Annotated in this window: 24 protein-coding genes; 11 read left to right on the forward strand and 13 right to left on the reverse strand. The window is 65.4% G+C overall.

The genetic code is table 11. The features are described from left to right. The first annotated feature begins 24 nt into the window (after positions 1-24). The 5 genes from ABDB87_RS04770 (at position 25) to ABDB87_RS04790 (ending at position 4,615) form a co-directional block, all read left to right on the forward strand. A complete protein-coding gene (locus ABDB87_RS04770) occupies positions 25-1,221 on the forward strand; it encodes a beta-ketoacyl-[acyl-carrier-protein] synthase family protein (protein ID WP_345924546.1) in 1,197 nt (398 codons plus the stop codon). Positions 1,222-1,223: 2 nt separating this feature from the next. Further along, positions 1,224-2,015 carry a beta-ketoacyl synthase chain length factor gene (locus tag ABDB87_RS04775; RefSeq protein WP_345924548.1) on the forward strand — a complete coding sequence of 264 codons (792 nt, stop codon included), beginning with the start codon at positions 1,224-1,226 and terminating at the stop codon, positions 2,013-2,015. After that, positions 2,012-2,473 carry a hotdog family protein gene (locus ABDB87_RS04780; protein ID WP_345924550.1) on the forward strand — a complete coding sequence of 154 codons (462 nt, stop codon included), beginning with the start codon at positions 2,012-2,014 and terminating at the stop codon, positions 2,471-2,473. The genes ABDB87_RS04775 and ABDB87_RS04780 overlap by 4 nt, the downstream gene beginning before the upstream one ends. Before the next feature lie 18 nt (positions 2,474-2,491). Next, positions 2,492-3,211 (forward strand): 3-oxoacyl-ACP reductase FabG, encoded by a 720-nt coding sequence (gene fabG / locus ABDB87_RS04785; RefSeq protein WP_345924552.1) that lies wholly within the window; start codon positions 2,492-2,494, stop codon positions 3,209-3,211. 108 nt (positions 3,212-3,319) lie between these two features. Further along, positions 3,320-4,615, forward strand: a complete 1,296-nt coding sequence (locus tag ABDB87_RS04790) for a putative acyl-CoA thioester hydrolase (protein ID WP_345924553.1) — start codon at positions 3,320-3,322, stop codon at positions 4,613-4,615. A gap of 218 nt (positions 4,616-4,833) precedes the next feature. On the opposite strand, the gene ABDB87_RS04795 is transcribed toward ABDB87_RS04790, so the two are convergent. The 10 genes from ABDB87_RS04795 to ABDB87_RS04840 all read right to left on the reverse strand — a co-directional run bounded on the left by ABDB87_RS04795 (position 4,834) and on the right by ABDB87_RS04840 (position 13,084). Continuing rightward, positions 4,834-5,313 (reverse strand): hypothetical protein, encoded by a 480-nt coding sequence (locus ABDB87_RS04795; protein WP_345924555.1) that lies wholly within the window; start codon positions 5,311-5,313, stop codon positions 4,834-4,836. Positions 5,314-5,524: 211 nt separating this feature from the next. Next, positions 5,525-6,580, reverse strand: a complete 1,056-nt coding sequence (locus ABDB87_RS04800; protein WP_345924557.1) for an RNA methyltransferase — start codon at positions 6,578-6,580, stop codon at positions 5,525-5,527. 15 nt (positions 6,581-6,595) lie between these two features. Continuing rightward, positions 6,596-7,366, reverse strand: a complete 771-nt coding sequence (locus ABDB87_RS04805; RefSeq protein WP_345924559.1) for a class I SAM-dependent methyltransferase — start codon at positions 7,364-7,366, stop codon at positions 6,596-6,598. Between the two features lie 10 nt (positions 7,367-7,376). Further along, positions 7,377-8,138 carry a glycosyltransferase family 2 protein gene (locus ABDB87_RS04810; RefSeq protein WP_345924560.1) on the reverse strand — a complete coding sequence of 254 codons (762 nt, stop codon included), beginning with the start codon at positions 8,136-8,138 and terminating at the stop codon, positions 7,377-7,379. Further along, positions 8,135-8,902 (reverse strand): lysophospholipid acyltransferase family protein, encoded by a 768-nt coding sequence (locus ABDB87_RS04815; protein WP_345924561.1) that lies wholly within the window; start codon positions 8,900-8,902, stop codon positions 8,135-8,137. Before ABDB87_RS04815 ends, ABDB87_RS04810 begins: the two co-directional genes overlap by 4 nt. Before the next feature lie 5 nt (positions 8,903-8,907). Next, positions 8,908-9,747, reverse strand: coding sequence for a MipA/OmpV family protein (locus tag ABDB87_RS04820; RefSeq protein WP_345924562.1), 840 nt, complete (start codon positions 9,745-9,747; stop codon positions 8,908-8,910). Next, a complete protein-coding gene (locus tag ABDB87_RS04825) occupies positions 9,741-10,736 on the reverse strand; it encodes a chorismate transformation FkbO/Hyg5 family protein (RefSeq protein ID WP_345924564.1) in 996 nt (331 codons plus the stop codon). Before ABDB87_RS04825 ends, ABDB87_RS04820 begins: the two co-directional genes overlap by 7 nt. Further along, positions 10,733-11,989 (reverse strand): beta-ketoacyl-[acyl-carrier-protein] synthase family protein, encoded by a 1,257-nt coding sequence (locus ABDB87_RS04830; RefSeq protein WP_345924566.1) that lies wholly within the window; start codon positions 11,987-11,989, stop codon positions 10,733-10,735. The genes ABDB87_RS04825 and ABDB87_RS04830 overlap by 4 nt, the downstream gene beginning before the upstream one ends. Then, entirely contained in the window at positions 11,982-12,227 is a 246-nt protein-coding gene (locus ABDB87_RS04835) for an acyl carrier protein (protein ID WP_345924567.1), read from the reverse strand. Before ABDB87_RS04835 ends, ABDB87_RS04830 begins: the two co-directional genes overlap by 8 nt. A gap of 71 nt (positions 12,228-12,298) precedes the next feature. Then, complete coding sequence (locus ABDB87_RS04840) at positions 12,299-13,084, reverse strand: exodeoxyribonuclease III (RefSeq protein WP_345924569.1); 786 nt, start codon at positions 13,082-13,084, stop codon at positions 12,299-12,301. Between the two features lie 30 nt (positions 13,085-13,114). On the opposite strand from ABDB87_RS04840, the gene pyrE reads away from it, so the two are divergent. From pyrE to ABDB87_RS04855, 3 genes are read left to right on the forward strand one after another with little or no spacing between them, the layout of a single operon-like run. Continuing rightward, positions 13,115-13,753 (forward strand): orotate phosphoribosyltransferase, encoded by a 639-nt coding sequence (gene pyrE, locus ABDB87_RS04845; protein WP_428715116.1) that lies wholly within the window; start codon positions 13,115-13,117, stop codon positions 13,751-13,753. After that, a complete protein-coding gene (locus tag ABDB87_RS04850) occupies positions 13,753-14,361 on the forward strand; it encodes a hypothetical protein (RefSeq protein WP_345924573.1) in 609 nt (202 codons plus the stop codon). Before pyrE ends, ABDB87_RS04850 begins: the two co-directional genes overlap by 1 nt. Positions 14,362-14,379: 18 nt before the next feature. Then, a complete protein-coding gene (locus tag ABDB87_RS04855; RefSeq protein ID WP_345924575.1) occupies positions 14,380-16,473 on the forward strand; it encodes a molybdopterin-containing oxidoreductase family protein in 2,094 nt (697 codons plus the stop codon). Between the two features lie 226 nt (positions 16,474-16,699). Here the strand turns inward: ABDB87_RS04855 and ABDB87_RS04860 are convergent, their stop codons facing one another. Together ABDB87_RS04860 and ABDB87_RS04865 are read right to left on the reverse strand one after the other, a co-directional pair. Next, the gene (locus ABDB87_RS04860; protein ID WP_345924694.1) at positions 16,700-17,461 is read right to left on the reverse strand and encodes a LytR/AlgR family response regulator transcription factor; all 762 of its coding nucleotides are present in this window, start codon (positions 17,459-17,461) and stop codon (positions 16,700-16,702) included. Beyond that, complete coding sequence (locus tag ABDB87_RS04865; protein ID WP_345924577.1) at positions 17,461-18,435, reverse strand: sensor histidine kinase; 975 nt, start codon at positions 18,433-18,435, stop codon at positions 17,461-17,463. The genes ABDB87_RS04860 and ABDB87_RS04865 overlap by 1 nt, the downstream gene beginning before the upstream one ends. A 137-nt stretch (positions 18,436-18,572) precedes the next feature. Between ABDB87_RS04865 and argH the strand changes: the two genes are divergently transcribed. From argH to ABDB87_RS04880, 3 genes are read left to right on the forward strand one after another with little or no spacing between them, the layout of a single operon-like run. Continuing rightward, the gene (gene argH, locus ABDB87_RS04870) at positions 18,573-19,982 is read left to right on the forward strand and encodes an argininosuccinate lyase (RefSeq protein ID WP_345924578.1); all 1,410 of its coding nucleotides are present in this window, start codon (positions 18,573-18,575) and stop codon (positions 19,980-19,982) included. A 51-nt stretch (positions 19,983-20,033) separates the two neighbouring features. Next, complete coding sequence (locus ABDB87_RS04875; RefSeq protein ID WP_345924579.1) at positions 20,034-20,399, forward strand: cupin domain-containing protein; 366 nt, start codon at positions 20,034-20,036, stop codon at positions 20,397-20,399. Between the two features lie 4 nt (positions 20,400-20,403). Then, positions 20,404-21,303 (forward strand): fructosamine kinase family protein, encoded by a 900-nt coding sequence (locus ABDB87_RS04880; RefSeq protein WP_345924581.1) that lies wholly within the window; start codon positions 20,404-20,406, stop codon positions 21,301-21,303. Positions 21,304-21,391: 88 nt separating this feature from the next. On the opposite strand, the gene ruvC is transcribed toward ABDB87_RS04880, so the two are convergent. Further along, on the reverse strand, positions 21,392-21,961 hold the full coding sequence (gene ruvC / locus ABDB87_RS04885; RefSeq protein ID WP_345924583.1) for a crossover junction endodeoxyribonuclease RuvC: 570 nt from the start codon (positions 21,959-21,961) through the stop codon (positions 21,392-21,394). Positions 21,962-22,163: the final 202 nt, after the last annotated feature.

The raw sequence follows: 22,163 nt of genomic DNA on the forward strand, positions 1-22,163 counted from the left end.
TCAATCTTCGACACCGGGAACGAAGTGCTCGCCCTCAGACTCTCTGCCTACACTGTTGTCAGCGCGCTTGGCCGCGGCTGCTCCGCCACGCTGGACGCGCTGCGCCACACCCGCAGCGGCCTGGTCCGCAAGACCTGGGAAACCGTCACCCTCGACACCTGCATCGGTGAAGTCGAAGGGCTGGATGATTTCGTGCTGCGCGAAGACCTTGCCGCCTTCGACTGCCGCAATAACCGCCTCGCGCAGATGGCGCTCGAATCCGACGGCTTTGCCGAGGCGGTGCGCGCGGCCATCGCCCGCCATGGCGCCTCACGCGTGGGCGTGTTCCTCGGTACCAGCACCTCGGGCATCCTGTCGAGCGAAATCGCCTTCCGCGAACCGCATCGCGCGCACGACACCGGCGTCTGGGCCACCCACGACTACCGGCGCACCCACAACACCTATTCGGTGGGCGACTTCGTGCGCAGCTACTTCGGTCTGGAGGGGCCGGCCTGGGTCGCCTCCACTGCCTGCTCGTCCTCGGCCAAGGTCTTTGCCGACGCGCAGCGCATGATGGCCTGCGGCCTGATCGATGCGGCCATCGTCGGCGGGGTCGACACCCTGTGCCTGACAACGCTGTATGGCTTCAACTCGCTCCAGCTGGTGTCCGGCCAGGCCTGCCGGCCCTATGACGCCGCGCGGGATGGCATCTCGATCGGCGAGGCCGGCGCCTTCATCCTGGTCGAACGCGGTGAGCTGGCACAGCCCGGCGACATCCTCATGACCGGCGTCGGCGAATCGAGCGACGCCCACCACATGTCCTCCCCCCATCCGGAAGGGCTGGGCGCACGTAACGCGATGCAGGCCGCGCTCGACATGGCGGGCCTCACGCCGGCCGACATCGGCTACATCAACCTCCACGGCACGGCCACGCCCAGCAATGACGCGGCCGAAGGCAAGGGCGTGGCCGGACTCTTCGGCGGCCAGACGCCCTGCAGCTCGACCAAGGGCCACACTGGCCACACGCTCGGCGCGGCGGGCGGTGTGGAAGCCATCGTCTGCGCGCTGGCGCTCGAACACGGTTTCGCGCCCGCCGGCGCCGGCACCACGCATGTCGATGAAAGCATTCCGGTGAATTACCTGCTTGAAAACCTGAACCTGCCGTTGCGCCATGTGCTGAGCAATTCCTTCGGCTTCGGCGGCAGCAATGCCAGCCTCGTGCTCTCGAAAGCGGAGGGCTGATCATGAACATGCGCGTCCATCTCGACGGCATCGGCCTGCTCGGCCCGGGGCTGCCCGGCTGGGAGACCTCGCGTGCGGTGCTTGCCGGCCGTGAAGCCTTCCATCTGACCCCGCTGGTGCTGCCCCCGGCCGAAGCCCTGCCGCCGGCCGAGCGCCGCCGGGTCGGCCTGCCGGTGAAACTCTCGATGGCCATCGGCTTCGAGGCCGTGCGCCATGCGGGTGCTGACGCCCGCGCGCTCGCCAGCGTGTTTTCCTCCACCGGCGGCGACTGCGACAACTGCCACGCCATTCTCGAAGTGCTGGCCTCTGACGACCGCTCGGTATCGCCGACCCGCTTCCACAATTCGGTGCACAACGCCCCGGCCGGCTACTGGAGCATCGCGACCCAGAGCATGGCGCCCTCGACCAGCCTCTGCGCCTATGACGCCACCTTCTCGGCCGGCCTGCTCAACGCAGCCAGCCAGGTCGTGACGACCGGCAAGCCCTGCCTGCTGCTCGCCTACGACACCGCCTACCCGGAGCCGCTCTATTCGCTGCGCCCCATCCCCCATGCCGTCGGCATTGCCCTGCTGCTGAGCCCGCACGCCGGCGAGAAGACACTCGCCAGCCTCTCGCTCTCGCTCTGCGCCGATGCGGCCGACACGATGACCGAGCCGGCGCTCGAGCAGCTTCGCCAGCAGGTGCCCACTGCACGCGCCCTGCCGCTGCTGGCGCGGATTGCGAGCGGCGAACCGGGGCGCGTCGTGATCGACTACCTTGAGCGCTTGGCGCTTTCAATCGAGGTAGGCGCGTGATCCACGATCGGGCCTGGATCGCCGCGCGCATCCCGCATGCCGGCAGCATGTGTCTGCTCGACGGTGTGGTGAGCTGGTCGCAGGATGCGATCCACTGCCGCGCCAGCAGCCATCGCGAAGCGGGCAACCCGCTGCGTGCGGCGGGCCGGCTCGGCATTGCGAACGGCATCGAGTACGCGGCACAGGCCATGGCCGTGCACGGCGCCTTGCGTGCGGGTTCGGACGCCGCGCCCCGCGCGGGTTTTCTGACCAGCGTGCGTGAGGTGGAATTCCTCGCTGCTTCGCTCGATGGCGAAGCCGATCTCGATCTGCATGCCGAATGCCTCAACGGCGACGGCAATCACCTGATGTATGCCTTCCGCGTCGAAGCGGCCGGCACGCCGCTGATCACCGGGCGAGCCAGCGTGATGCTTGACGCAGACTCCGAACTGCAGGCGCCGGGCGCTCCCGCCGCCTGATCCTGAAAGGAATCCCGCATGAAACGCGCCCTCATCACCGGCGGCAGCGGCGCCATCGGTGCCGCCATTGCCCGTCGCCTTGCCGCCAGCGGCCTGCATGTGATCATTCATGCCAATGGCAATCTGGCCGGCGCCGAAGCGCTGGCGGCCGAACTGCTTGCCCAAGGTTTTTCCGCCGAAGCCTGCCGCTTCGACGTGGCCGATGAAGCCGCCACCCGCGCCGCGCTCGACAGTCTGCTCGAAGCCGGCCCGATCCAGGTGCTGGTGAACAACGCCGGCATTCATGACGACGCGGTCTTCCCCGGCATGAGCAGTACGCAATGGCATCGCGTGATCGATGTCTCGCTCAATGGCTTCTTCAATGTGACGCAACCGCTGACGATGCCGATGATCCGTACGCGCTGGGGCCGCATCATCAACATCTCCTCGGTCGCAGGTCTCACCGGCAACCGTGGTCAGGTGAATTACTCGGCCGCCAAGGGCGCACTGCATTCGGCCAGCAAATCGCTCGCCCTGGAACTCGCCAGCCGCGGCATCACGGTCAACGCCGTCGCGCCGGGCATCATCCAGTCCGACATGACGAAGGACGTGTTCGACGAGGCCGCGATCAAGCAGATCGTGCCGATGAAACGCGCCGGCACGCCGGAGGAAGTCGCGGAGTTGGTCGGCTTTCTCGCCTCCGATGCGGCAGCCTACATCACCGCTCAGGTCATCTCGATCAATGGCGGCATGATCTGAATCAGGCGAATCCGCCGGATCGGGGTTCGCCCTGATAGGGTCACAGGCAGTCCGCGCTTACCGTGTTATCGTTATCAACCCTTGCGGTGCAAGCCGACCGCCCTCCTGATGATGAAACCCCTCGCGCTTTTGACTGCCGCATCCCTGCTGGTGCTGGCGCTCTCCGGATGCAGCATGACCCGCCAGAAACCCGACTCGCCGCAGATGGCCCCCGGTACGGTCAGCCGCCCCGTCCTCAGTGCGGCAGAAGCCGCCCGCTTCACCCCTGAAACCTATTTCGCGCATCGCGGCAGCCTCTCCGCACCGGTGCGCGATCCCTGGAATCCCAAGCCGCTGCGGCTCGACGGCGTGAAGCCTGACTTCACCGTAGGCAGCGGCGCGCAGTTCGCCAGCGTGCAGCAGGCGGTGAATGCTGCCATCGCCAGCGGCAAGACCACGCGCCAGTACATCCATGTGGCGCCCGGCACCTACAACGGCGCGGTCTATGTGCCGATCGACGCGCCGCCGATCACGCTCTATGGCAGCGGCCAGGCCGAGGCGGTGAAGATCCAGCTCACCCTGGACGCGCGCACGAAGCCGGCGGTCTATGTCGCTGCGGTGAATCCGGCTGGCCAGTTCAAGGCGGGGGACCCGGCCTGGACGATGTACAACACCTGCGCCACGCTGCCGGCCGACAAGGTGATCGACACGCCCTGCGCTGCGGTGATGTGGTCGCAGTCAGTCGACTTCCAGCTCGCCAACCTGTCGGTCATCAACACCCTGCTCGATACGGTGGACGCCGAAACCCACCAGGCGGTGGCGCTGCGCATTGATGGTGACCGCAGCCAGCTCGAAAACGTGCGTCTGATCAGCCGGCAGGACACTTTCCTGATCAACGTCGGCGAAGCGCCCACGGCCGCCAACAAGCTCGGCACCTATCCGACCGACCGGATCGCCCGCGCCTATGTGCGCAACAGCTATGTGGAAGGCGACATCGACTTCGTGTTCGGCCGGGCCAACGCGGTGTTCGACGGCTGCGAGTTCCGCGCGGTGTCCACCCGCAAGAATGATCGCGCGGTGATCTTCGCGCCCGACACCGTACCGGCGTCCTCGCTCGGCTTCCTGGTGATCAACAGCCGCATCACCGGCGACAAGGGCTTCGAGGGCAGCGGCAAGGTCTATCTCGGCCGCTCCTGGGATCAGGGCGCGGGCGGCACCGGCTACCTCGTCGGCCAGTCGCCCAACGGCCAGATCGTGATCCGCGACAGCTACATCGACTCCAGCATCAAGGCCGCCACGCCCTGGGACCAGGCCGCCACCACCAACCGGCCGCACAAGGGCAACATCGCGCCGGACCGCAATCTGGACGACCCCGCGCTCAACCGTCTGTGGGAATACAACAACTACGGACCGGGCGCCCGCTGAAGCCCGCGCTGCATGAAAAAGGCCTCGCCGCGGCGATAATGCATTTCACTTGGGCCGTTCGTGGTGAGCTTGTCGAACCATGAACGGCTTCGCAGCTCGGAAAAAACGCCGTCTTACCCTTCGGCAAGCTCAGGGCAAACGGCGTTTTTTCTAGGCTGAACTGCATGTGTTGCCGAAGCAAGCTCTTTTCTTCAGCAAACAGATCGAACTGGATCCGCTTACTTGAGCTTGATCGTATAGGTGGTATCGCCCGACTTGCCGTTCTTGCCTTCCACATGAACGTCAATCTTGTAGTCACCCGCAGCAAGATTCTTCGGCAGGCTGAGCTGCACGGACGAAGTAAGTTTGTCGAAGGTGGGGGCCTGCGCCGTAATGCTTGCGTCCTGCGGCTTCCACTCCCACTTCAGATCATCGGCATCCACATTCGTGACCACTGCGATCGTCTTCAGCGTCAGATCGGTGGTTCCTGCCGGTGCGACACAGATGCCGAAGCCATCCGTGGTATCGACCTTGGCACCATTGCCGTCGCAGCTCAGCGATCCCTTCTCGATATTCACGGTCGTCACGGCCTTGTCGAGCGTGTGGCCGATATCATCCAGCGAGTTGTTGTCACCGCTGCCTCCGCCACCGCCACACGCGGTCAGAAGCGTGGAAAGCAGTGCGGCAGCCACGAGGGAGAGTGTCGTCTTGCGGGTCATGTTCATTCCTTTGAATGCGGTCTCGATGGGAGCCTGCGGAAGCAGGCGGGCAAGTGTTTCGAGACGGATTCTAGGAAGACGGGCGCCCGCACACTGTCACGGACTGTGCCGCCGCAAGGCCCGACCGCAGTATTCACGCGGCATGTGACGCACCGACACAGATTTGCCCGTTTTTTGCGCAGGCCACCGCCGCGCCGTGCGTGTGGCGGGCTCAGTCCTCGCGACGCAGCCAGCGCACGCGCTGCTCGCGCGCATCAGAGGCCTGGAAGCTGGCCTTCTCGCGGGCGCGCAACTGCCCGCAGCCACCATCCACATCCTGTCCGGCAGAGTCACGCAACTTGGTCAGCACGCCGGCCTGCGTGAGACGCCGCGCGATCTCGCGCGCCTTGTCCCAGGACGGGCGGCGATAAGGCAGGCCTTCATTGGCGTTGTAGGGAATCATGTTGAGGAGACCATACTTGCCCGCCAGCAGCCGCACGATGCCGTCCAGCTCGGCCTCGGAATCATTGATGCCTTCGAGCAGCGTCCATTGATACTGAATCGGGTAACCGGTCGCCCGCGCATAGGCCTCGGCCTGCTCGACGAGCCAGGCGGGATCGAGACGCGGCGCACGCGGCAAGAGCTCCTCGCGCAGTTTCGCGTCGGTGGTGTGCAGCGACACCGCCAGCGCCGGCTTCACCGGGCCTTGTGGCAGACGCTCGAAAACGCGTGCGTCACCCACGGTGGAGAAGACGAGATTCTTGTGACCGATGTCCCCGACCGTGCCGAGCAGCTCGATCGCCTCCATGACATTGTCAAGATTGTGAGAGGGCTCGCCCATGCCCATGAACACCACTTTCTTCACCGGCCGCCGCGAGCGCGCCAGCACCACCTGGGCCGCGATCTCGGCACTGCCGACCTGACGCAGAAGCCCGTCCTGCCCGGTCATGCAGAACACGCAGCCGACCGCGCAGCCGACCTGGGTGGAGACGCAGAGCCCGTCACGCGGCAGCAGCACGCTTTCCACCGTCTGGCCATCCACCAGGCCGACCAGCAGGCGCGCGGAGCCGTCCTCGCCCGGATGCTCGGAGCGCAGCGCCGCCAGTGCGGCGAGCTCCAGTTCCAGTGCCGGCAGCGCCCGACGCACCGCGAGCGGCAATACGTCCTCGGCCCGTTTGCGTCCGGCGGTCAGCGGCTGCGCATGCAGCCAGGCGCGCAGCACGCGGCGCACATGCTCGGGCTTGGCCCCCAGCTCTGCAAGATGATTCCGGATCTGCCCGATCTGCATGACAGTGGCAAGACCTCAGGCGGGCCTGGTCGCCTGGTACTCGGCCAGGATGGACATGCCACGGACATCGATGTGGCGACGCGCCATCACGAAGCCGGCTTCTTCGAGGGTGCGGACGACCTCGGCCGGCGGCACGCAGGCTTCGATGGTGTCCCAGTAGTAACGCCAGAGTCTGCTGGTGCCCCGCTTCTCGCGACCGACGACAAAGGCCAGCAAGGGCACGCAGAGTTTCATGTAGAGCTTGAGCAGAAAGCTCGCGAAGCGGGTTTCCGGCTTGGTGATCTCCAGCAGGCAGAGCTTCGCCCCCGGCTTCATGACACGGTGGAATTCGCGGAAAGCGACCGAGAGGTCACCGATGTGGCGCAAGGCGTAGCCCATCGAGAGGAAATCGAAACTCGCATCCGGAAACGGAATCGCCTCGGCCCTGCCCTCAACGAGCTGCACACCCTCCGGCAGACGGGCCTGCGCCATCATGCCCGGACTGGGATCGACACCGACCACCAGCTTCGCGTCACCGGTGATGCGTACCGCCGCGCGTGCCACCAGCCCGGTGCCGGTGCCGACGTCGCAGATCCGCATGCCGGCGCGCAGTCCGGCGCGCTCGAGCGCCTTGCCGCGATACCAGGGGCCCGAGCCGAGCCCGAGGATGCGCTCCATGCGGTCGTAATCGACCGCCGTGCTGTCGAACATGCCGCGCACGAAGCCGGCCCGCTCGCTTTCGCTGGCGTAGTAGTCAGTCAGCGGCGCATGCGGCGCATGAACCGTATCGCGTGCCGGAGCGGACATCTCGACCTCGCTATCGGGAGGAAAACAGTCGGCGCGCCAGCAGCATCGGCAGGCGCAGGAAAAAGCCGCACATCAGGCGGAAGTGCATCCAGCTCAGCAGGCGGTTGTCACGCCAGTAATTGAAATGGGAGACCCCGCCCTCGGCTGCACTCAGATACTTTACCGGCGCCGGCAGATTGAGGGCGGGTACGCCCGCCCAGGCCAGACGAACGACGGCTTCCGGGTCGAAATCGAAGCGCCGCATCCAGCGCTGGCCGTGCATCACGCGGCGCAGCGGCTCGACCGGATAGATGCGGAAACCATACAGCGAGTCGCCGATGCCTGCCCAGAGCGTTTCGAGATTCGCCCACCAGTTGGAGATGCGGCGTCCCTTCACGCGCAGCGCCGGCGCACTCGCGTCAAACACCGGCACGCCCAGCACCATCGCGGCCGGACGCTGGCGCGAGGCCTGCATGAAGGCGGGGATCAGGTCGGCCGGATGCTGACCGTCGGAATCCATGGTCAGCACATGGGTGAAGCCCGCGCGCGCGGCTTCGTCCAGCCCGTGCAGCACGGCGGCCCCCTTGCCGCGGTTCTCCGGCAGCACCAGCACGCGCAGGCCGGCGTCGGAATCCGCCATGGCCTCCACCGCTGCCGCACTGCCATCGGTGGAGCCATCGATCACGACCCATACCGGGTTCCACTGCGCACGCGCTGCCCGCACCGTTTCAGCGAGTTTCGCGCCGGCGTTGTAGCTCGGAATCAGGACGAGATGAGTCAGGGATGCGTTCATGCCTTGCCCGGAGAATGCGGCAGCTGCGTCGCGAAGTAGGCTTCCAGCTCGCGCGTGGCGGCGACCGGATCGGCCGGTGCCTCGAAGCGCTGCCCGAGCCGGATGCGGAAGTGCATCGGCATGTCCGGCCGGCGCAGGATGGGCCAGCCCTTGCCGAGAAAGGCCGTGTCGGCCTCGATGATCACGGTCTGGATCGGCACGCCGGCACGGTGCGCGACATAGGCCACCCCGGCACGAAACGCGTTGAGCCGCGGTGGCGCCTCGGTGCGGGTGCCTTCGGGAAAGAGCAGCAGCTGGCCGCCGCTGCGCAGCTCCTCGACCGCCAGGTTGATCGAGCCGACGAACCAATCGTTGCGGATATAACCCGCCAGCCGCGAGCCCGCGCCCCACAGCGGATTGTCGAGCAGGCTGGCCTTGAGCACGCAGGCCACGTCGGGCAGGCGCGAAATCACCATCAGCGCGTCCAGCAGCCCCGGATGGTTGGGAGCAATGATCATCGCGCCTTCGTCGCGCAGGCGATCAAGCGCGCTCAGATCGAAGCGGGCTACGCCGATCCAGTGCAGGCACCAGAGGTAGAAGCGGAAACCGTATTCGGCCACGCCGCGGCCGATCAGCACGCCGCGCCGCCCGCGCAGCACGAAGCCGAGCGGCAAGGCGAAGGCCGTCCAGATCAGGCAGCCGATACCGAGGCCGCCGAGGCCGAGCAGCAGTGCAAAGCGTTCATAGAGATGACGCAGGAAACGAGGCAGGTGCGAAGGATTCATGCGCCTCAATCATCATCGATCGTGACCATCTCGCTCGAACGGGCGAAGGTCCAGGTCAGCCCGAAGCCGGCGGTGAGGTAACTGGTCCGCCGGACCAGCGGACTGTCTTCGAACACGGCGCCGTGCAGCGAATCCCAGCGCGCATAGGCGCCGAACCAGACATCGCCGAACTGGCGCGAGACCGAGGCCAGAAACTGCATGCCGGAATAGCCGCCACTGGCGCGGTAGGCGGGCCGGTCAGCGCGCGCCTGCGATTCGCTCACGCTGTAGAAATAGCGGTTCTGACGGCTGTCGGCAAACAGCGGGCCGGCCAGCAGGCCCAGGCGCCAGCCGTCCTTCGAGCCGTCAGCATGGCCGAGGCCGGCGATGTCGAGATTCACCCGCGGCGAGAAGGTCCAGCCTGCTGCCCGCGGATTCGAGCGCGCCTCGATGGCGCCCCGCAGCGGCATGCGCAGGTCGAGCCGGTAGCTGTCGCCGGCGCTGCGCCAGAGATTCACATCCAGCGAAGGGCCGAACTCCAGCATCGGCTTGAGATCCGGCATGCCCTCGCGTGCGCGGTTCTTGCTGCTGCGCACCGGCGGCGTGGCCCCGACGCTGAAATTCAGCTCGGTGCGATCCAGATCGAAGAGCCTGGCGCGGACGCCGTTGCGATCAGCCTTGAGCCAGTCGAGGCGATACGCGAAGTAAGGGAAAGGCAGCAGATAGTTGCGGGATTCATCCGAGCCCCGGTAATCGGGCAGGCGCACACCGCCCAGGCCGGCTCCGAGTTCCCAGCGCGGCACTTCGGTCGCCTGGGCAGGCAGTGTCGCCAGCAAGGCACAGGACAACAGGCTGCGTTTCAGCATGCGGGCTCCGCATCAAGAAAACCGAAGGCTTCGATCTCGACCAGCAGCTCGGCCCGGCAGACATCCGCCAGCAGGAAGGAGACGTTCAGCCCCTCGCCCAGCGCGTGCTGCAGGGTCTCGCGAATCACAGGCAGATCTTCGGCATGACGCAGATAAACCTTGAGAAACAGCTTGCGCGTCTCGAAGCGGCCAAAGAAGGCATGCCGGTTGGCTTCGGCCACCACCGCATCCAGGTTGCGCAGCGTCTCGCGGGTCTGCTCGCGCACGTTTCCCAGATGCAGGCTTTCATGGCCAACGATGCTGGCCGTGCCGGAAATGAAGAGAACTTCCTCGCTCTCCAGCCGCAGCAGGCTGGCGCGCGAGAAGGTCGGCGCACGCGGGCCGTACTGCGCCGGATAGCGGTAGGCGCTGGTCTGGCGCGGATTCTCGATCGGCAGCGCCGAATGCCGGCCGGCGAGGAAGTAGACCACCAGCTCGCCTTCGGCCGAACCCAGCGCGCAGGCCGAGGGCGAGCCATCGAGCCAGGCCTGGCGCGCCGCGATGAAGGCGTCCTGGCGACCGATGTTGAACTGGCGGTAGCGCTCCAGGCCGCCGCCGTCGATGTTGATGCCGGGCAGGTAATTCCAGCAGCGCAGCAGATGGGTAAAGCCGGTCTGCGCCTGCACCGCGAAAACCGCGTCATAGGCCTGACGACTGACCGTCTCGAGCGGACTCATGTCGGCTCCGGGCCGGCAGGCCTGCTCGCCGAGGCTGATCCAGCCGAAGAGGAAATCTTTGTTGTGGCGGTAATGCAGGCCGTCCAGCGTCCCTTCGGTGAAGGGCCCCTCGGCCAGCCATGCATGAGCCTCCGCCTCGGCGCCGAACACTTTCAGGCCGACACTGACGTCCGCTCCGGCAAGCTGCACACCGTGTCCGTAAGCCACACAGCCCAGCGCGCCCGGCAAGCGGCCAGCGCCCGGCGTCTTCCGCAGATCCAGCAAACGACTCATGCGACGGCCCTGAATGCCAGCACGGCATTACTGCCGCCGAAAGCGAAGGAGTTGGACAGGGCGGCACGCACCGGCACGTCACGCAGGCCTTCGCCCATCACATGACGCACGCCCAGACAATCGTCCGCCACCTCATCAAGATGCGCGGTGGGAGGCACCTCGCCGCGATGCACGGCCAGCACGGCAATCAGCGCCTCGATGGCGCCGGTCGCGCCGAGCAGATGTCCATGCATGGATTTGGTGGCGCTGACCATCAGCCGGCTCGCGTGCTCGCCGAAAACCTGGCGCAAGGCTTCGATCTCGGCCGGATCGCCTTCGCGGGTGGCCGTGCCATGTGCATTGACATAATCGATCTCGTCCGGCGCCAGCCCGGCTTCGCGCAGCGCCAGCCGGATTGCACGTGTCTGGCCGGAGGCGTCCGGCTTGACGAGATGGGTATGGTCGCAGCTCTGCCCGTAACCGGCGAGCTCGCAATAGATGCGTGCGCCGCGTGCCTCGGCACGATCCCAGTCTTCGAGCACCAGCGCCGCAGCCCCTTCGCCCAGCACCAGCCCGGTACGCCCTTTCTGGAACGGACGACAGGCTCGGTAGGCGCTTGTTTCATCGCCCTGCGCCACCACGCGCATCGCTTCCCAGGCACGCATGACCGAGAAGGACAGCGGCGCTTCGGAGCCGCCCGCCAGCACCAGATCGGATTCGCCTGCCAGGATGCGGCGCATGCCTTCGCCGATCGAAACCGCGGAGGAAGCACAGGCCACCGAATAGGTCAGGCAGGCACTGCCCAGACCCAGCGTGATGGCCAGGTGCGAGGCGGCGGCATTGTTCATGGCCAGCACGACCGAAAGCGGATGTGCCCGGTCCTTGCCGTGCACATAGAAGTCGGTGTAGCCCTTCTCGAAGGTCAGCGTGCCGCCGACGCCGGTGGCCCAGGACACGCCTGCCTCGTCGGAGCCCCCACCCTCGCGGGGCAGGCCGGCGTCGTCCCAAGCCGCAAAACCGGCGGCCACGCCAAGCTGGCTGTAGCGATCGGTCACGGCCGCGAGCGGGCGCCCCAGCATCGTTTCGGGGTCAAAACCGGCGCACACGCCGGCAGGCTGAATCAGGGGAGAAGGCGAGGCGGGATGGGTGTAGGCGCGCACGGCGGACTCCCCCCGCATCAAGCGGGAGAAGAAGTCCTGCGCGTCCAGACCACCAAAGGGATTGACCAGCCCGACTCCCGTCACCGCCACGCGGCGACGCATGGATTTACTCATTCGGGGTCGCTGCGGGCTTGAGTTTCTCGAAAATGTCGATCAGCTCACCCACGGTTTCGGGGCGCGGAAGGTCGTCGGGCATGCGCACGCCGAACTTGTCTTCCATGTCGAACATCAGGTCCAGCAGCGTCAGCGAATCCACACCGATCTCTTCAAGCCGCATCTCGACCGAGAGGGTCTCGGGGGGATTGGTTACCCGCCGCTTGAGGAATTCGTGCAGCAATTGGAGCGTATCCATAGCGAAGCCCGTTTCATTAATCCCGGGATTTTAATCCAGTCACGGCCTGCCACATAGCGATCAGCCCGCATTCAGAGTGCGTAATCGACAATCAGTGGCGAATGGTCGGAAAAACGCTGGGCCTTGAACACGGTGGCCGAGCGCACCGACGTGACCATCGAGGGTGTCACCAGCTGGTAATCCAGTCGCCAGCCCACGTTCTTTGCCCAGGCCTGCCCCCGATTGCTCCACCATGTGTAGCACTCGTCCGTGGCATCCGGATGAAGCAGGCGGTAGGCGTCTCCCCAGCCTTCCGCCAGGCGGGCCGCGATCCAGGCGCGCTCTTCGGGCAAGAAGCCCGAGTTCTTCTGGTTGCTCTTCCAGTTCTTCAGATCGATTTCGCGCTGTGCGATGTTCCAGTCGGCGCACAGCACGACATGGCGACCACTCTCGATCAGGCGCTTCATCTTTGGCGCAAAGGCTTCCATGAAGCGGAACTTGGCCTGCTGGCGCTCTTCTGAGCTGGATCCCGAAGGCAGGTAGAGCGAAACCACCGAAAGCGGGCCGGACGGCAGATCGAAATCCGCCTGCAGGTAGCGCCCCTCAAGATCGAACTCCTCGACGCCGATGCCGCTTGTCACACTGGCCGGCGACAGACGGCTGTAGATGCCGACACCGCTGTAACCACGCTTTTCCGCGCAGTGAAAGAAGCCGTGCATGCCGCCTGGCGCCCGCATTTCAGCGCTCAGGTCCGCTTCCTGCGCTTTCAGCTCCTGGAGGCAGACAACATCCGCATCCTGCGTGGCCAGCCACTCGAAGAAACCCTTGCTGGCAGCGGACCGGATCCCGTTGAGGTTGGCAGTGATGATGCGTACCATGGCGGCATTTACCCGAAAAGAATGAATACCGTGGATTTTAGCCGTGATTTCCTGGCCCTCGCGGAACGCAAGGGGGTGTTGCGCTTCGGAGAGTTCAAGACCAAGGCCGGTCGCCTGTCGCCCTACTTCTTCAATACGGCGCTCTTCGATGACGGCGAGTCCTTCGGTCAGCTCTGCCACTTCTACGCGCAGGCGATCCGCGCTTCGGGCATCGCGTTCGACATGCTGTTCGGCCCGGCCTACAAGGGAATCCCGCTCGCCGCCGGCACCGCCATGCAGCTTGCGGCAGGCGGCCGCAACGCGCCATTCTGCTTCAACCGCAAGGAAGCCAAGGATCACGGCGAAGGCGGCATCATCGTTGGCGCACCGCTCAAGGGGCGCGTCATCGTCATCGACGACGTGATCTCCGCCGGCACCTCGGTGCGCGAATCGGTCGAGATCATCCGCGCGTCTGGCGCCGAACTGGCCGGCGTACTGATCGCGATCGACCGCATGGAGCGCGGCACCGGCGAGAAGAGCGCCGCCCAGGAAGTGCGTGATGCGTTCGGCGTGCCGGTCATCGCGGTTGCCAATCTCGACGACCTGATGAGCTTCATCTCGGGCGATGCCCGCCTCGCCGAGTTTCTTCCTGCCGTCCAGGCTTACCGCAAGACCTACGGAGTCAGCTGATGCTGCTGCGCGCCCTGATCCTGCCGCTGTTCCTGCTGCCGCTGGCCGTGCCGGCCCAGGCTCAGTCGCGCTCGCTGTGCTGCAATGATGCCGCCGGCCACCGTGCCTGCGGCGACACCCTGCCCCAGGTCTGCTACGACAAGACCTACTTCGAGATCGTTGGCGGTCGCATCGTGCGGACCGTCGACGCCCCGATGACGCCCGAACAGCGTGCGAAGAAGGACGCCGAGTTGCGTGCCCAGCGTGACAAGCTCGCGCGGGAAGCCGAAGCCCGCCGGCGCGACCAGGTCCTGCTGGAATCCTACGCCACCGTCAGCGAACTCGACCGACGCCGAGACCGGGACCTGGGCAACCTGGAAGGCGAAATCCGCGCATCCAGAGCGCGGGAGGCCGACCTGATGGCCCAGGGCCTCAAGCTCGAAAAACAGATTCCCGACAAGGGCAGGGTACCGAAGGCGCTGGCCGAAAACATCGCGACCACCCAGGCCGAGCTCGAATCGATCCGCTCCGTGATTGCTGCCAAGCAACGTGAAATGGACCAGATGCGCAATCGCTTCGACACTGACCGCAAGCGTTACATCGAGCTGAGCGGCCAGTCCGGCAACTGACCGACACCGGAGCGCTTCATGTCGACACCCCCCTCGCAGGCCACAAAGGTGAAAGCCGTGTGCCCGCACGACTGCCCTGATACCTGCGCGATGGAAGTCACGGTCGAGAACGGCCGTGCAATCAAGCTGCGCGGCGCCGAATCCCCGTCGTTCACGCGCGGCACGCTGTGCAGCAAGGTCGCCCACTACCTTGAGCGCACCTATTCGGAGCAGCGCCTGCAGTACCCGATGAAACGCGTGGGCGCGAAGGGCGAAGGCCGCTTCGTGCGCATCAGCTGGGACGAAGCGCTCAACGAAATCGCAGAGCGCTTCCGCAACATCGCGGCAACCGATCCGCGCGCCATCCTGCCCTACAGCTACGCCGGCACGATGGGGCTGGTGCAGGGCAGCTCAATGGACCGGCGTTTCTTTCATCGCCTGGGCGCGAGCTTTCTTGACCGGACGATCTGCGCCGAAGCCGGCGCCCAGGGCTACAAGGCCACGATCGGCGCGAGCCTGGGCACCGACCCGGAAGCCTTTGCCGACGCACAGTACATCGTCATCTGGGGCTCCAATCCGGTCATCTCCAATCTGCATCTCTGGTCGCGCATCGTGGAGGCACGCCGCAAGGGCGCACGGGTCGTCTGCATCGACCCGGTCCGCAGCCTGACGGCTGAGAAATCCGACTGGCACCTCGCTCCCCTGCCCGGCACCGACGGCGCCCTGGCACTCGCGCTCATGCATGTGCTGATCCGTGACGAGCTCTGCGACGAAGACTATATCGCCCGCTACACCACCGGCTATGCCGCACTGAAGCGGCGGGTCGCCGAATGGACGCCGGAGCGCGCTGCCGCGGAAACCGGGCTCGCTGCCGCCGACATCGAACAACTGGCACGGGAATATGGCCAGGAAGGCCGACCTGCGGTGATCCGGGCCAACTACGGCCTCAACCGCTGTGCCGGCGGCGGCTCGGCCATGCGCGCCATTGCCTGCCTGCCCGCGCTGACTGGGCACTGGCGCTCGCCTCATGGCGGCATCCTGCTCTCGACCTCCGGCAGCTATGGCGTCAATGACGCCGCGCTTGAACGCCCGGACCTCTACCCGGCCGATCCTCGCTTTCCGCCGCGGCATGTGAACATGAGCGCCATCGGCAACGCGCTGCTGGAGGAGACCGATCCTCCCATCCGCGCGGTCATGGTCTACAACTCGAACCCGGTTGCTGTGGCGCCGGAGTCCGCCAGGGTACGCGCCGGCTTTGCCCGCGAAGATCTGTTCGTCGTCGTGCACGAACTCTTCCAGACCGACACCGCCGACTACGCCGATATCCTGCTGCCCGCCACCAGCCAGCTGGAGCAGCACGACATCCACAAGTCCTACGGCCACCTCAACGTGATGCTCAACACGCCGGCGATCGCCCCGCTCGGCGAAGCGCGGCCCAACACCTGGGTATTCCGCGAACTGGCCAGCCGCATGGGTTTCACCGAAGCCTGCTTCCAGGAAAGCGACGAGGAGATCAGCGCAGGCGCCTTCCGCAAGGATCATGCGCGCAGCGCCCGTATCGACCCTGCCACGCTGGCTGCGGAGGGCTGGCAACGCCTCGACGTTCCGACCCCCTACGCGCCCTTTGCCGAAGGGGGCTTCCCCACGCCGTCAGGCAAATGCGAGTTCTACTCCGACATGCTGGCAAGAAACGGCATGGATCCCCTGCCGCACTATGTGCCGCCGCACGAGGGGCCGCGCAGCAATCCGGAGCTGGCGCGCGAGTTTCCGCTGGCCTTTGTCAGCCCGCCCTCGCGCAACTTCCTGAACTCGAGCTTTGCCAATCTGCCCCGCTTCCGCGATGCAGAGGGCAAGCCCTGGCTGGACATGCACCCTGCTGACGCCGCTGCGCGCGGCCTCTCGGACGGGCAACGCGTGCGCATCTTCAACCGGCGCGGCGCGTTCCATGCCTGGTTGCGCGTCGATACCGCACAGCCCGGCGTGCGCGAAGGCGTGGTGTCTGCGCCATCGATCTGGTGGCAGAAGCTCTCGGGCGACGGCAACAATGCCAACGCCGTCACCTCGCAAGCGCTGACCGACATGGGCGGCGGCGCCACCTTCTACGACTGCCTCGTCGAAGTCAGCAAGGCCTGACGAAAAAACGCCCCGGATTCCGCAGCCCTTCATGCGGGGCGACAGTTGAGCCCCGAAAGCAAAAAGGCCGGCATCCAGCCGGCCTTTGCATTGCAGACACGCTCCAAAAATCGCGCAGAAGCCGTAGCGAGCGGGCGGGGCTCTAAGCAAGGAGCGAATGGCTACGTGAGCAGCCTGAGCACCGGAGCTTCGAGATCGGCCCGCCCAGCAGGCTTATGTGCGGTTTTCAGTCGCCGAGCACAGCGCGGACGTTTGCCCACTGCCGGCGACTGATCGGCAGCAGCTCGCCCAGCGTGTTCAGGCGAACGCTCCAGTAGCCTTCGCCACCATCCTCACCGACAGAGCGCTCGAAACCGACCACCGCCTCGCGCGACACGAGACAGTTGCGGTGAATCCGCACGAAACGCTCCGGAAACTCCTGCTCCAGCTGCACGAGGGACTCCTCGAGCAGGAACTCGCGAGCCACCGTGCGGGCCGTCACGTATTTCAGCTCGGCCTTGAGGTAGAGCACATCCGCGATCGGAATCAGATGAATCTTGCCGCGCTCGCTGCAAGTCAGGTGGCGACGCGGTTCGGCGATCGGATCCAGCTCCTCGCGGGTGACCGGGGCGGCCGTGCGGGCCTTGCCCAGCGCGGCGGCCAGGCGTTCGGAGCGCACCGGCTTGAGCAGGTAGTCAATCGCGTTGAGTTCGAAAGCCTGGACAGCATGCTCGTCGTAAGCCGTCACGAAAATGATGCGGGGCGGCACCTTCAGCTTGCTCGCATGCTGGGCAAACTCGATGCCGCCCATTGCGGGCATGCGGATATCGACCAGGATGACATCGACGTTGGTGTTCTCGAGCATGCGCAATGCTTCGAGACCGTTGCCGGCCATGCCGACCACGCGCGTGGGCTGGTCTGCCGCGATGTCACCCAGAAGATCCCGCAGCCGCTCCCTTGCCGGTGCTTCGTCATCCACAATCAGAACGGCCAAAGGTGCCGGATCCATCATTTTTCCTCCCTGCGTAGTGGCAGCCTCACCCTGACACGGAATTCCCCTTCGGTCTCTTCCGTCGTCAGCGTTGCTTCCAGGTCAAAAAACAGCGCCAGGCGCTCACGTATGTTGTTCATGGCCATCTTGTTGCCGGCGGACTTCCGCTCCTCCTTGCAGGCAGGATTGCTGATCCGCATGTCCAGCATGCTGCCGCGCCTGACGATGCGCAGGAGGATGTGCCCCGGCTCCGGATTAGGCTCTATACCGTGATATACGGCATTCTCGAGAAGGGGCTGAAGCATGAACGGCGGAACCAGTGCGTTAAGCGGTGCGTGCTTGAGTTCCCACTTCACCGAAAGGCGATCCCCGAGACGCAAGCGCTCCAGCTCAAGGTAGCGGTTGCAGAGCTCGATTTCATCGCACAAGGGCACGAGTTCCCGACTGTCCCGCATCAGTTCGCGGAAAAGTTCGGCCATCGCTTCGAGCGACTGCTCGGCACGTTTCGGGTCGGAGCGGATCACGCCCAGCACGCCGTTGATGCTGTTGAAGAAGAAATGCGGACGGATCCGGGCGGTCAGGGCCAGAATCCGTGCCTCGCCAAGCGCAGGCATCTGAGCGATCTGTCGCCAGCGGAAATAGGCCACCGTGACAAGCGAACAGACAAGCGCCCAGAGCATGCCGCGCAGATAGCCATCCGAACTGGTCGAAGGCAGGATCCAGGTCTGGCAGACGATGGTCAGCCCCAGCGCGATACTGGCGACGGTCAGCGTGAGATCCCGCCAGGAGAGGTGATGAAGCCAGTCGCCGAACACATACAGCGTGATGGCGAAGAGCAGCAGCGGCAGCTCGATGCGACCGATCATGTAGATCAGCATCTGGGGAGAGTCGTGCAGCGTGGGGGTACGGATCAGGACGGTGGCCAGCAGCAGCGCGTGGCCCAGCGCCAGCACCCGCAGCAAGGCGCCCAGATTGCGGAAATCCGGCACCATGACGCGCAGCCGCTCCGGAATCGCGGAGCGATCGGACGCTTGCTTTATACTTGTACCCCCTGTTTCCGGTGTGTCTGCCATGACGCGCCAACCAGCTCCTTTTTGCTTCAGATATCCTGCAGATCAAGAAAATCATTATGACAGACAAATCTACCGGCACCTGGTCCGGCCGTTTCTCGGAACCCGTCTCCGATCTGGTCAAGCGCTATACGGCGTCGGTATTTTTCGACTGCCGCATGGCTGCCCAGGACATCCGGGGTTCGCTCGCCCACGCAAAGATGCTGGCCAAACAGGGCATCATCAGCACGCAGGATCTGGCCGACATCGAACGCGGCATGGCCCAGATTGCCGGTGAGATCGAGCGTGGCGAGTTCCAGTGGAGTCTGGACGCCGAAGACGTTCACATGAACATCGAACAGCGCCTCACCCTCCTTATCGGCATGGCGGGCAAAAGACTTCATACCGGACGCTCGCGAAATGATCAGGTCGCTACCGACATCCGCCTCTGGCTGCGCGACACGATCGACAGCATCCTTGGCCTGATCGCCGAATTCCAGCGCAACCTGCTGGATCTGGCTGAAAAGCATGCCGAAACGCCGCTTCCAGGCCACACTCACCTGCAGGTTGCCCAGCCGGTCACCTTCGGCCACCACCTGATGGCCTACAGCGAGATGCTGCGCCGCGATGCCGAGCGCTTTGCCGATGTGCGCCGCCGCGTCAATCGCCTGCCGCTGGGCTCGGCCGCCCTGGCCGGCACCACCTATCCGATCGACCGCGAATTCGTCGCGCGCGAACTGGGCTTCGACGAGGTCTGCGAAAACTCGCTGGACGCCGTGTCGGACCGCGACTTCGCGATCGAATTCTGTGCTGCCGTGGCGATGGCCATGATGCACCTGTCGCGCCTCTCCGAAGAGCTGATCCTGTGGATGAGCCCGCGCTTCGGTTTCATTGATCTGGCCGACCGCTTCACCACCGGCTCCTCGATCATGCCGCAGAAGAAGAACCCGGACGTGCCCGAACTCGTGCGCGGCAAGACCGGTCGCGTCAATGGCCACCTGATCGCGCTGCTCACGCTGATGAAGGGCCAGCCGCTGGCCTACAACAAGGACAATCAGGAAGACAAGGAACCCTTGTTTGACGCCGCCGACACGATGATCGACACCCTGCGCATCTACTCGGACATGATCACCGGCATCAAGGTGAAGGCCGCCAACATGCGCGAAGCCCTGAAGCTGGGTTTTGCCACCGCCACCGACCTGGCTGACTATCTGGTGAAGAAAGGCCTGCCCTTCCGCGACGCCCACGAAGCCGTGGCGCTGGCCGTGCGTGCCGCCGAAACCAAGGGCTGCGATCTGCCGGACATGTCGCTCGCCGAACTGCAGGCCTGCATGGCCCATGTGCCGGGCGCGCCGGAGAAACTGGCTGACGACATCTTCGGCGTGCTCACCGTCGAAGGCTCACTGGCTTCGCGCAACCACATCGGCGGCACTGCGCCGGAGCAGGTGCGCGCAGCCATCGCCCGGGCGAGAGCGCGGCTGGCAAGCTGAGCCACACGACAAGGCGGGCCCGTCCCGCCTGTTTCACGCAGAGAGGTCGAGATGGAGTTCCTGAGTGCCGAGCAGTTCAAGGTTCTGAGCAACCCCGGCGTGGTGTCCACGCAGCTGCTCTCGCCGCACAACTCCCTCTCCGAGCGCGTCACCCTGACGCGGGTAGTGGTCGCCCCGGGCGCAGTACAGAAGCGCCACACGCATTCATCTTCCGAACAGATCTGGATCGCCCTCGAAGGCTGCGGCAGCTTGCTGCTGGCCGATGAGCAGACGCAGCCGATCACAGCGGGTGATGTAGCACGCTTCGCCGATGGCGAGGTGCACGGCTTCATCAACGACAGCGAAGCCGACTTCGTCTACCTCTCGGTCACCTCACCGCCGATCAACTTCTCCTACGCCTACAAGCAGGAAGGCTGAGCCGATGGTCTCACCTGCCCTGCGCGCCGCACTCGAACAGCATGCCCGGGAAGCGCTCGGTTCGGATTTCCGGATCCAGTCCGTCGAGCCTGTCCGGGGTGGAGACATCAACACCGCACTGAAGCTGATCGGCCCCGGCGCAGCGGCGTTCGTCAAACTGCGCGGAGCGGATGGCGAAGCGATGTTTGCCGCCGAAGCGGCGAGCCTGGCCGCCTTGCGCACCTGCAGCGCAATCCGTACCCCCGAGGTCCTGGCCCACGGCAGCATCGAAGACCAGACCTTCCTGCTACTTGAGTGGCTGGACATCCAGCCGATCCGCAGCCCTGAGACTGCGCGCCGGGCGGGCGAGGCACTGAGCACACTGCACCGCTGCACCGGCGAGCATTTCGGCTGGCATCACGACAATTTTCTCGGCAACACGCCACAGACCAACCCCGCCAGCGACAACTGGTCCCGCTTCTTCGTCCAGCAGCGCCTGCTGCCGCAACTCGAACGGGCCGCCAGGAAGGGATTCGGCGGCGACCTGCAGCGCGACGGCGAACGACTGTGCAACCGCGCACCGGCACTGTTCCTCGAGTACGCACCGCAACCCAGCCTGCTGCATGGCGACCTCTGGAGCGGCAACCTCGGCGCCCTGCCGGATGGCACGCCCGTGTTGTTCGACCCCGCCTGCTATTACGGCGACCGCGACACCGATCTCGCGATGACCGAGCTGTTCGGCGGACTGCCGATGGATTTCTATGTTGCCTATCGTTCAGCCTGGCCGCTGGCAGAGGGCTATGAGCAACGCAAGATGCTCTACAACCTCTATCACGTGCTGAACCACCTGAATCTTTTCGGTGGCGGCTACCTGCGTCAGGCGGAGCGCATGGCCAGCCAGCTCGCGGCAGAACTGGGGCGCTGAGAACACGGGAGTCGGGAGTCGGGAGTCGGGAGTCGGGAGTCGGGAGTCGGGCAAAATCCTGGTTCCGCAGCGCTTGCGGAAGTGTCTCTCAGCGCTTGGACTCGGGCAGGCTCACAAGTCTCCCGCCGCGCTTGCGGGTGCTCTTCGCCATGGCCAGCAGGCCGCCTGCCGCCGCGCCGCCGTGGGCATGGGAAATCGCTACCGCGAGCGCGTCCGCCGCGTCGGCCTGCGGGTCCCCCGGCAGCTGCAGCAGGCGCTTGACCATGTGCTGCACCTGCTCCTTGTTCGCCTTGCCGTAACCCACTACCGCCTGCTTCACCTGCAGCGCGGTGTATTCCGACACCGGCAGATTGCGGCTCACCAGCCCGCAGATCGCCGCCCCGCGCGCCTGGCCCAGCAGCAGCGTGGATTGCGGATTCACGTTCACAAACACGATTTCCACCGCGGCCTCGGCGGGCTGGTAGGTATCCACCACCTCCTGCACGCCTGAAAGGATCACCTTCAGGCGCTCGGGCAGCGAGCCATCGGGCGACTTGATGCAGCCGCTGGCCACATACTGCAGCGCGCTGCCAATCCGCTCGATCACCCCGAAACCGGTGATGCGCAGGCCGGGGTCAATGCCGAGGATGCGTGTGGGAGGAAGGCGGAGCGAAGTCATGAATTCGGAATCAGCGGCAGGCCCGCTCAGGATGGGGAACCCGCAGTATCGCCAGCCACGCTGGCTCCTACAACGGGTTCGATCAGATCCAGCGAAACCAACTCCCGATTTTCATGAAATCACACACGAAGCACTTGGAAAAATTTTGCCCCGGCGCCCGCTCATGCTTCGATACCTCAGCACGAGCGGGGTTGTGGTTTGG

The sequence above is a fragment of the Uliginosibacterium paludis genome, from assembly GCF_039631355.1.
Lineage (GTDB): Bacteria > Pseudomonadota > Gammaproteobacteria > Burkholderiales > Rhodocyclaceae > Uliginosibacterium > Uliginosibacterium paludis.

Bases quoted from the DNA above. Each gene is read 5' to 3' on its own strand.
- ABDB87_RS04775 (WP_345924548.1), top strand. From the start codon at position 1,224: ATGAACATGCGCGTCCATCTCGACGGCATCGGCCTGCTCGGCCCGGGG.
- fabG (WP_345924552.1), top strand. From the start codon at position 2,492: ATGAAACGCGCCCTCATCACCGGCGGCAGCGGCGCCATCGGTGCCGCC.
- ABDB87_RS04790 (WP_345924553.1), top strand. From the start codon at position 3,320: ATGATGAAACCCCTCGCGCTTTTGACTGCCGCATCCCTGCTGGTGCTG.
- ABDB87_RS04795 (WP_345924555.1), bottom strand. From the start codon at position 5,313: ATGACCCGCAAGACGACACTCTCCCTCGTGGCTGCCGCACTGCTTTCC.
- ABDB87_RS04800 (WP_345924557.1), bottom strand. From the start codon at position 6,580: ATGCAGATCGGGCAGATCCGGAATCATCTTGCAGAGCTGGGGGCCAAG.
- ABDB87_RS04805 (WP_345924559.1), bottom strand. From the start codon at position 7,366: ATGTCCGCTCCGGCACGCGATACGGTTCATGCGCCGCATGCGCCGCTG.
- ABDB87_RS04810 (WP_345924560.1), bottom strand. From the start codon at position 8,138: ATGAACGCATCCCTGACTCATCTCGTCCTGATTCCGAGCTACAACGCC.
- ABDB87_RS04815 (WP_345924561.1), bottom strand. From the start codon at position 8,902: ATGAATCCTTCGCACCTGCCTCGTTTCCTGCGTCATCTCTATGAACGC.
- ABDB87_RS04820 (WP_345924562.1), bottom strand. From the start codon at position 9,747: ATGCTGAAACGCAGCCTGTTGTCCTGTGCCTTGCTGGCGACACTGCCT.
- ABDB87_RS04825 (WP_345924564.1), bottom strand. From the start codon at position 10,736: ATGAGTCGTTTGCTGGATCTGCGGAAGACGCCGGGCGCTGGCCGCTTG.
- ABDB87_RS04830 (WP_345924566.1), bottom strand. From the start codon at position 11,989: ATGAGTAAATCCATGCGTCGCCGCGTGGCGGTGACGGGAGTCGGGCTG.
- ABDB87_RS04835 (WP_345924567.1), bottom strand. From the start codon at position 12,227: ATGGATACGCTCCAATTGCTGCACGAATTCCTCAAGCGGCGGGTAACC.
- ABDB87_RS04840 (WP_345924569.1), bottom strand. From the start codon at position 13,084: ATGGTACGCATCATCACTGCCAACCTCAACGGGATCCGGTCCGCTGCC.
- ABDB87_RS04850 (WP_345924573.1), top strand. From the start codon at position 13,753: ATGCTGCTGCGCGCCCTGATCCTGCCGCTGTTCCTGCTGCCGCTGGCC.
- ABDB87_RS04855 (WP_345924575.1), top strand. From the start codon at position 14,380: ATGTCGACACCCCCCTCGCAGGCCACAAAGGTGAAAGCCGTGTGCCCG.
- ABDB87_RS04860 (WP_345924694.1), bottom strand. From the start codon at position 17,461: ATGGATCCGGCACCTTTGGCCGTTCTGATTGTGGATGACGAAGCACCG.
- ABDB87_RS04865 (WP_345924577.1), bottom strand. From the start codon at position 18,435: ATGGTGCCGGATTTCCGCAATCTGGGCGCCTTGCTGCGGGTGCTGGCG.
- argH (WP_345924578.1), top strand. From the start codon at position 18,573: ATGACAGACAAATCTACCGGCACCTGGTCCGGCCGTTTCTCGGAACCC.
- ABDB87_RS04875 (WP_345924579.1), top strand. From the start codon at position 20,034: ATGGAGTTCCTGAGTGCCGAGCAGTTCAAGGTTCTGAGCAACCCCGGC.
- ABDB87_RS04880 (WP_345924581.1), top strand. From the start codon at position 20,404: ATGGTCTCACCTGCCCTGCGCGCCGCACTCGAACAGCATGCCCGGGAA.
- ruvC (WP_345924583.1), bottom strand. From the start codon at position 21,961: ATGACTTCGCTCCGCCTTCCTCCCACACGCATCCTCGGCATTGACCCC.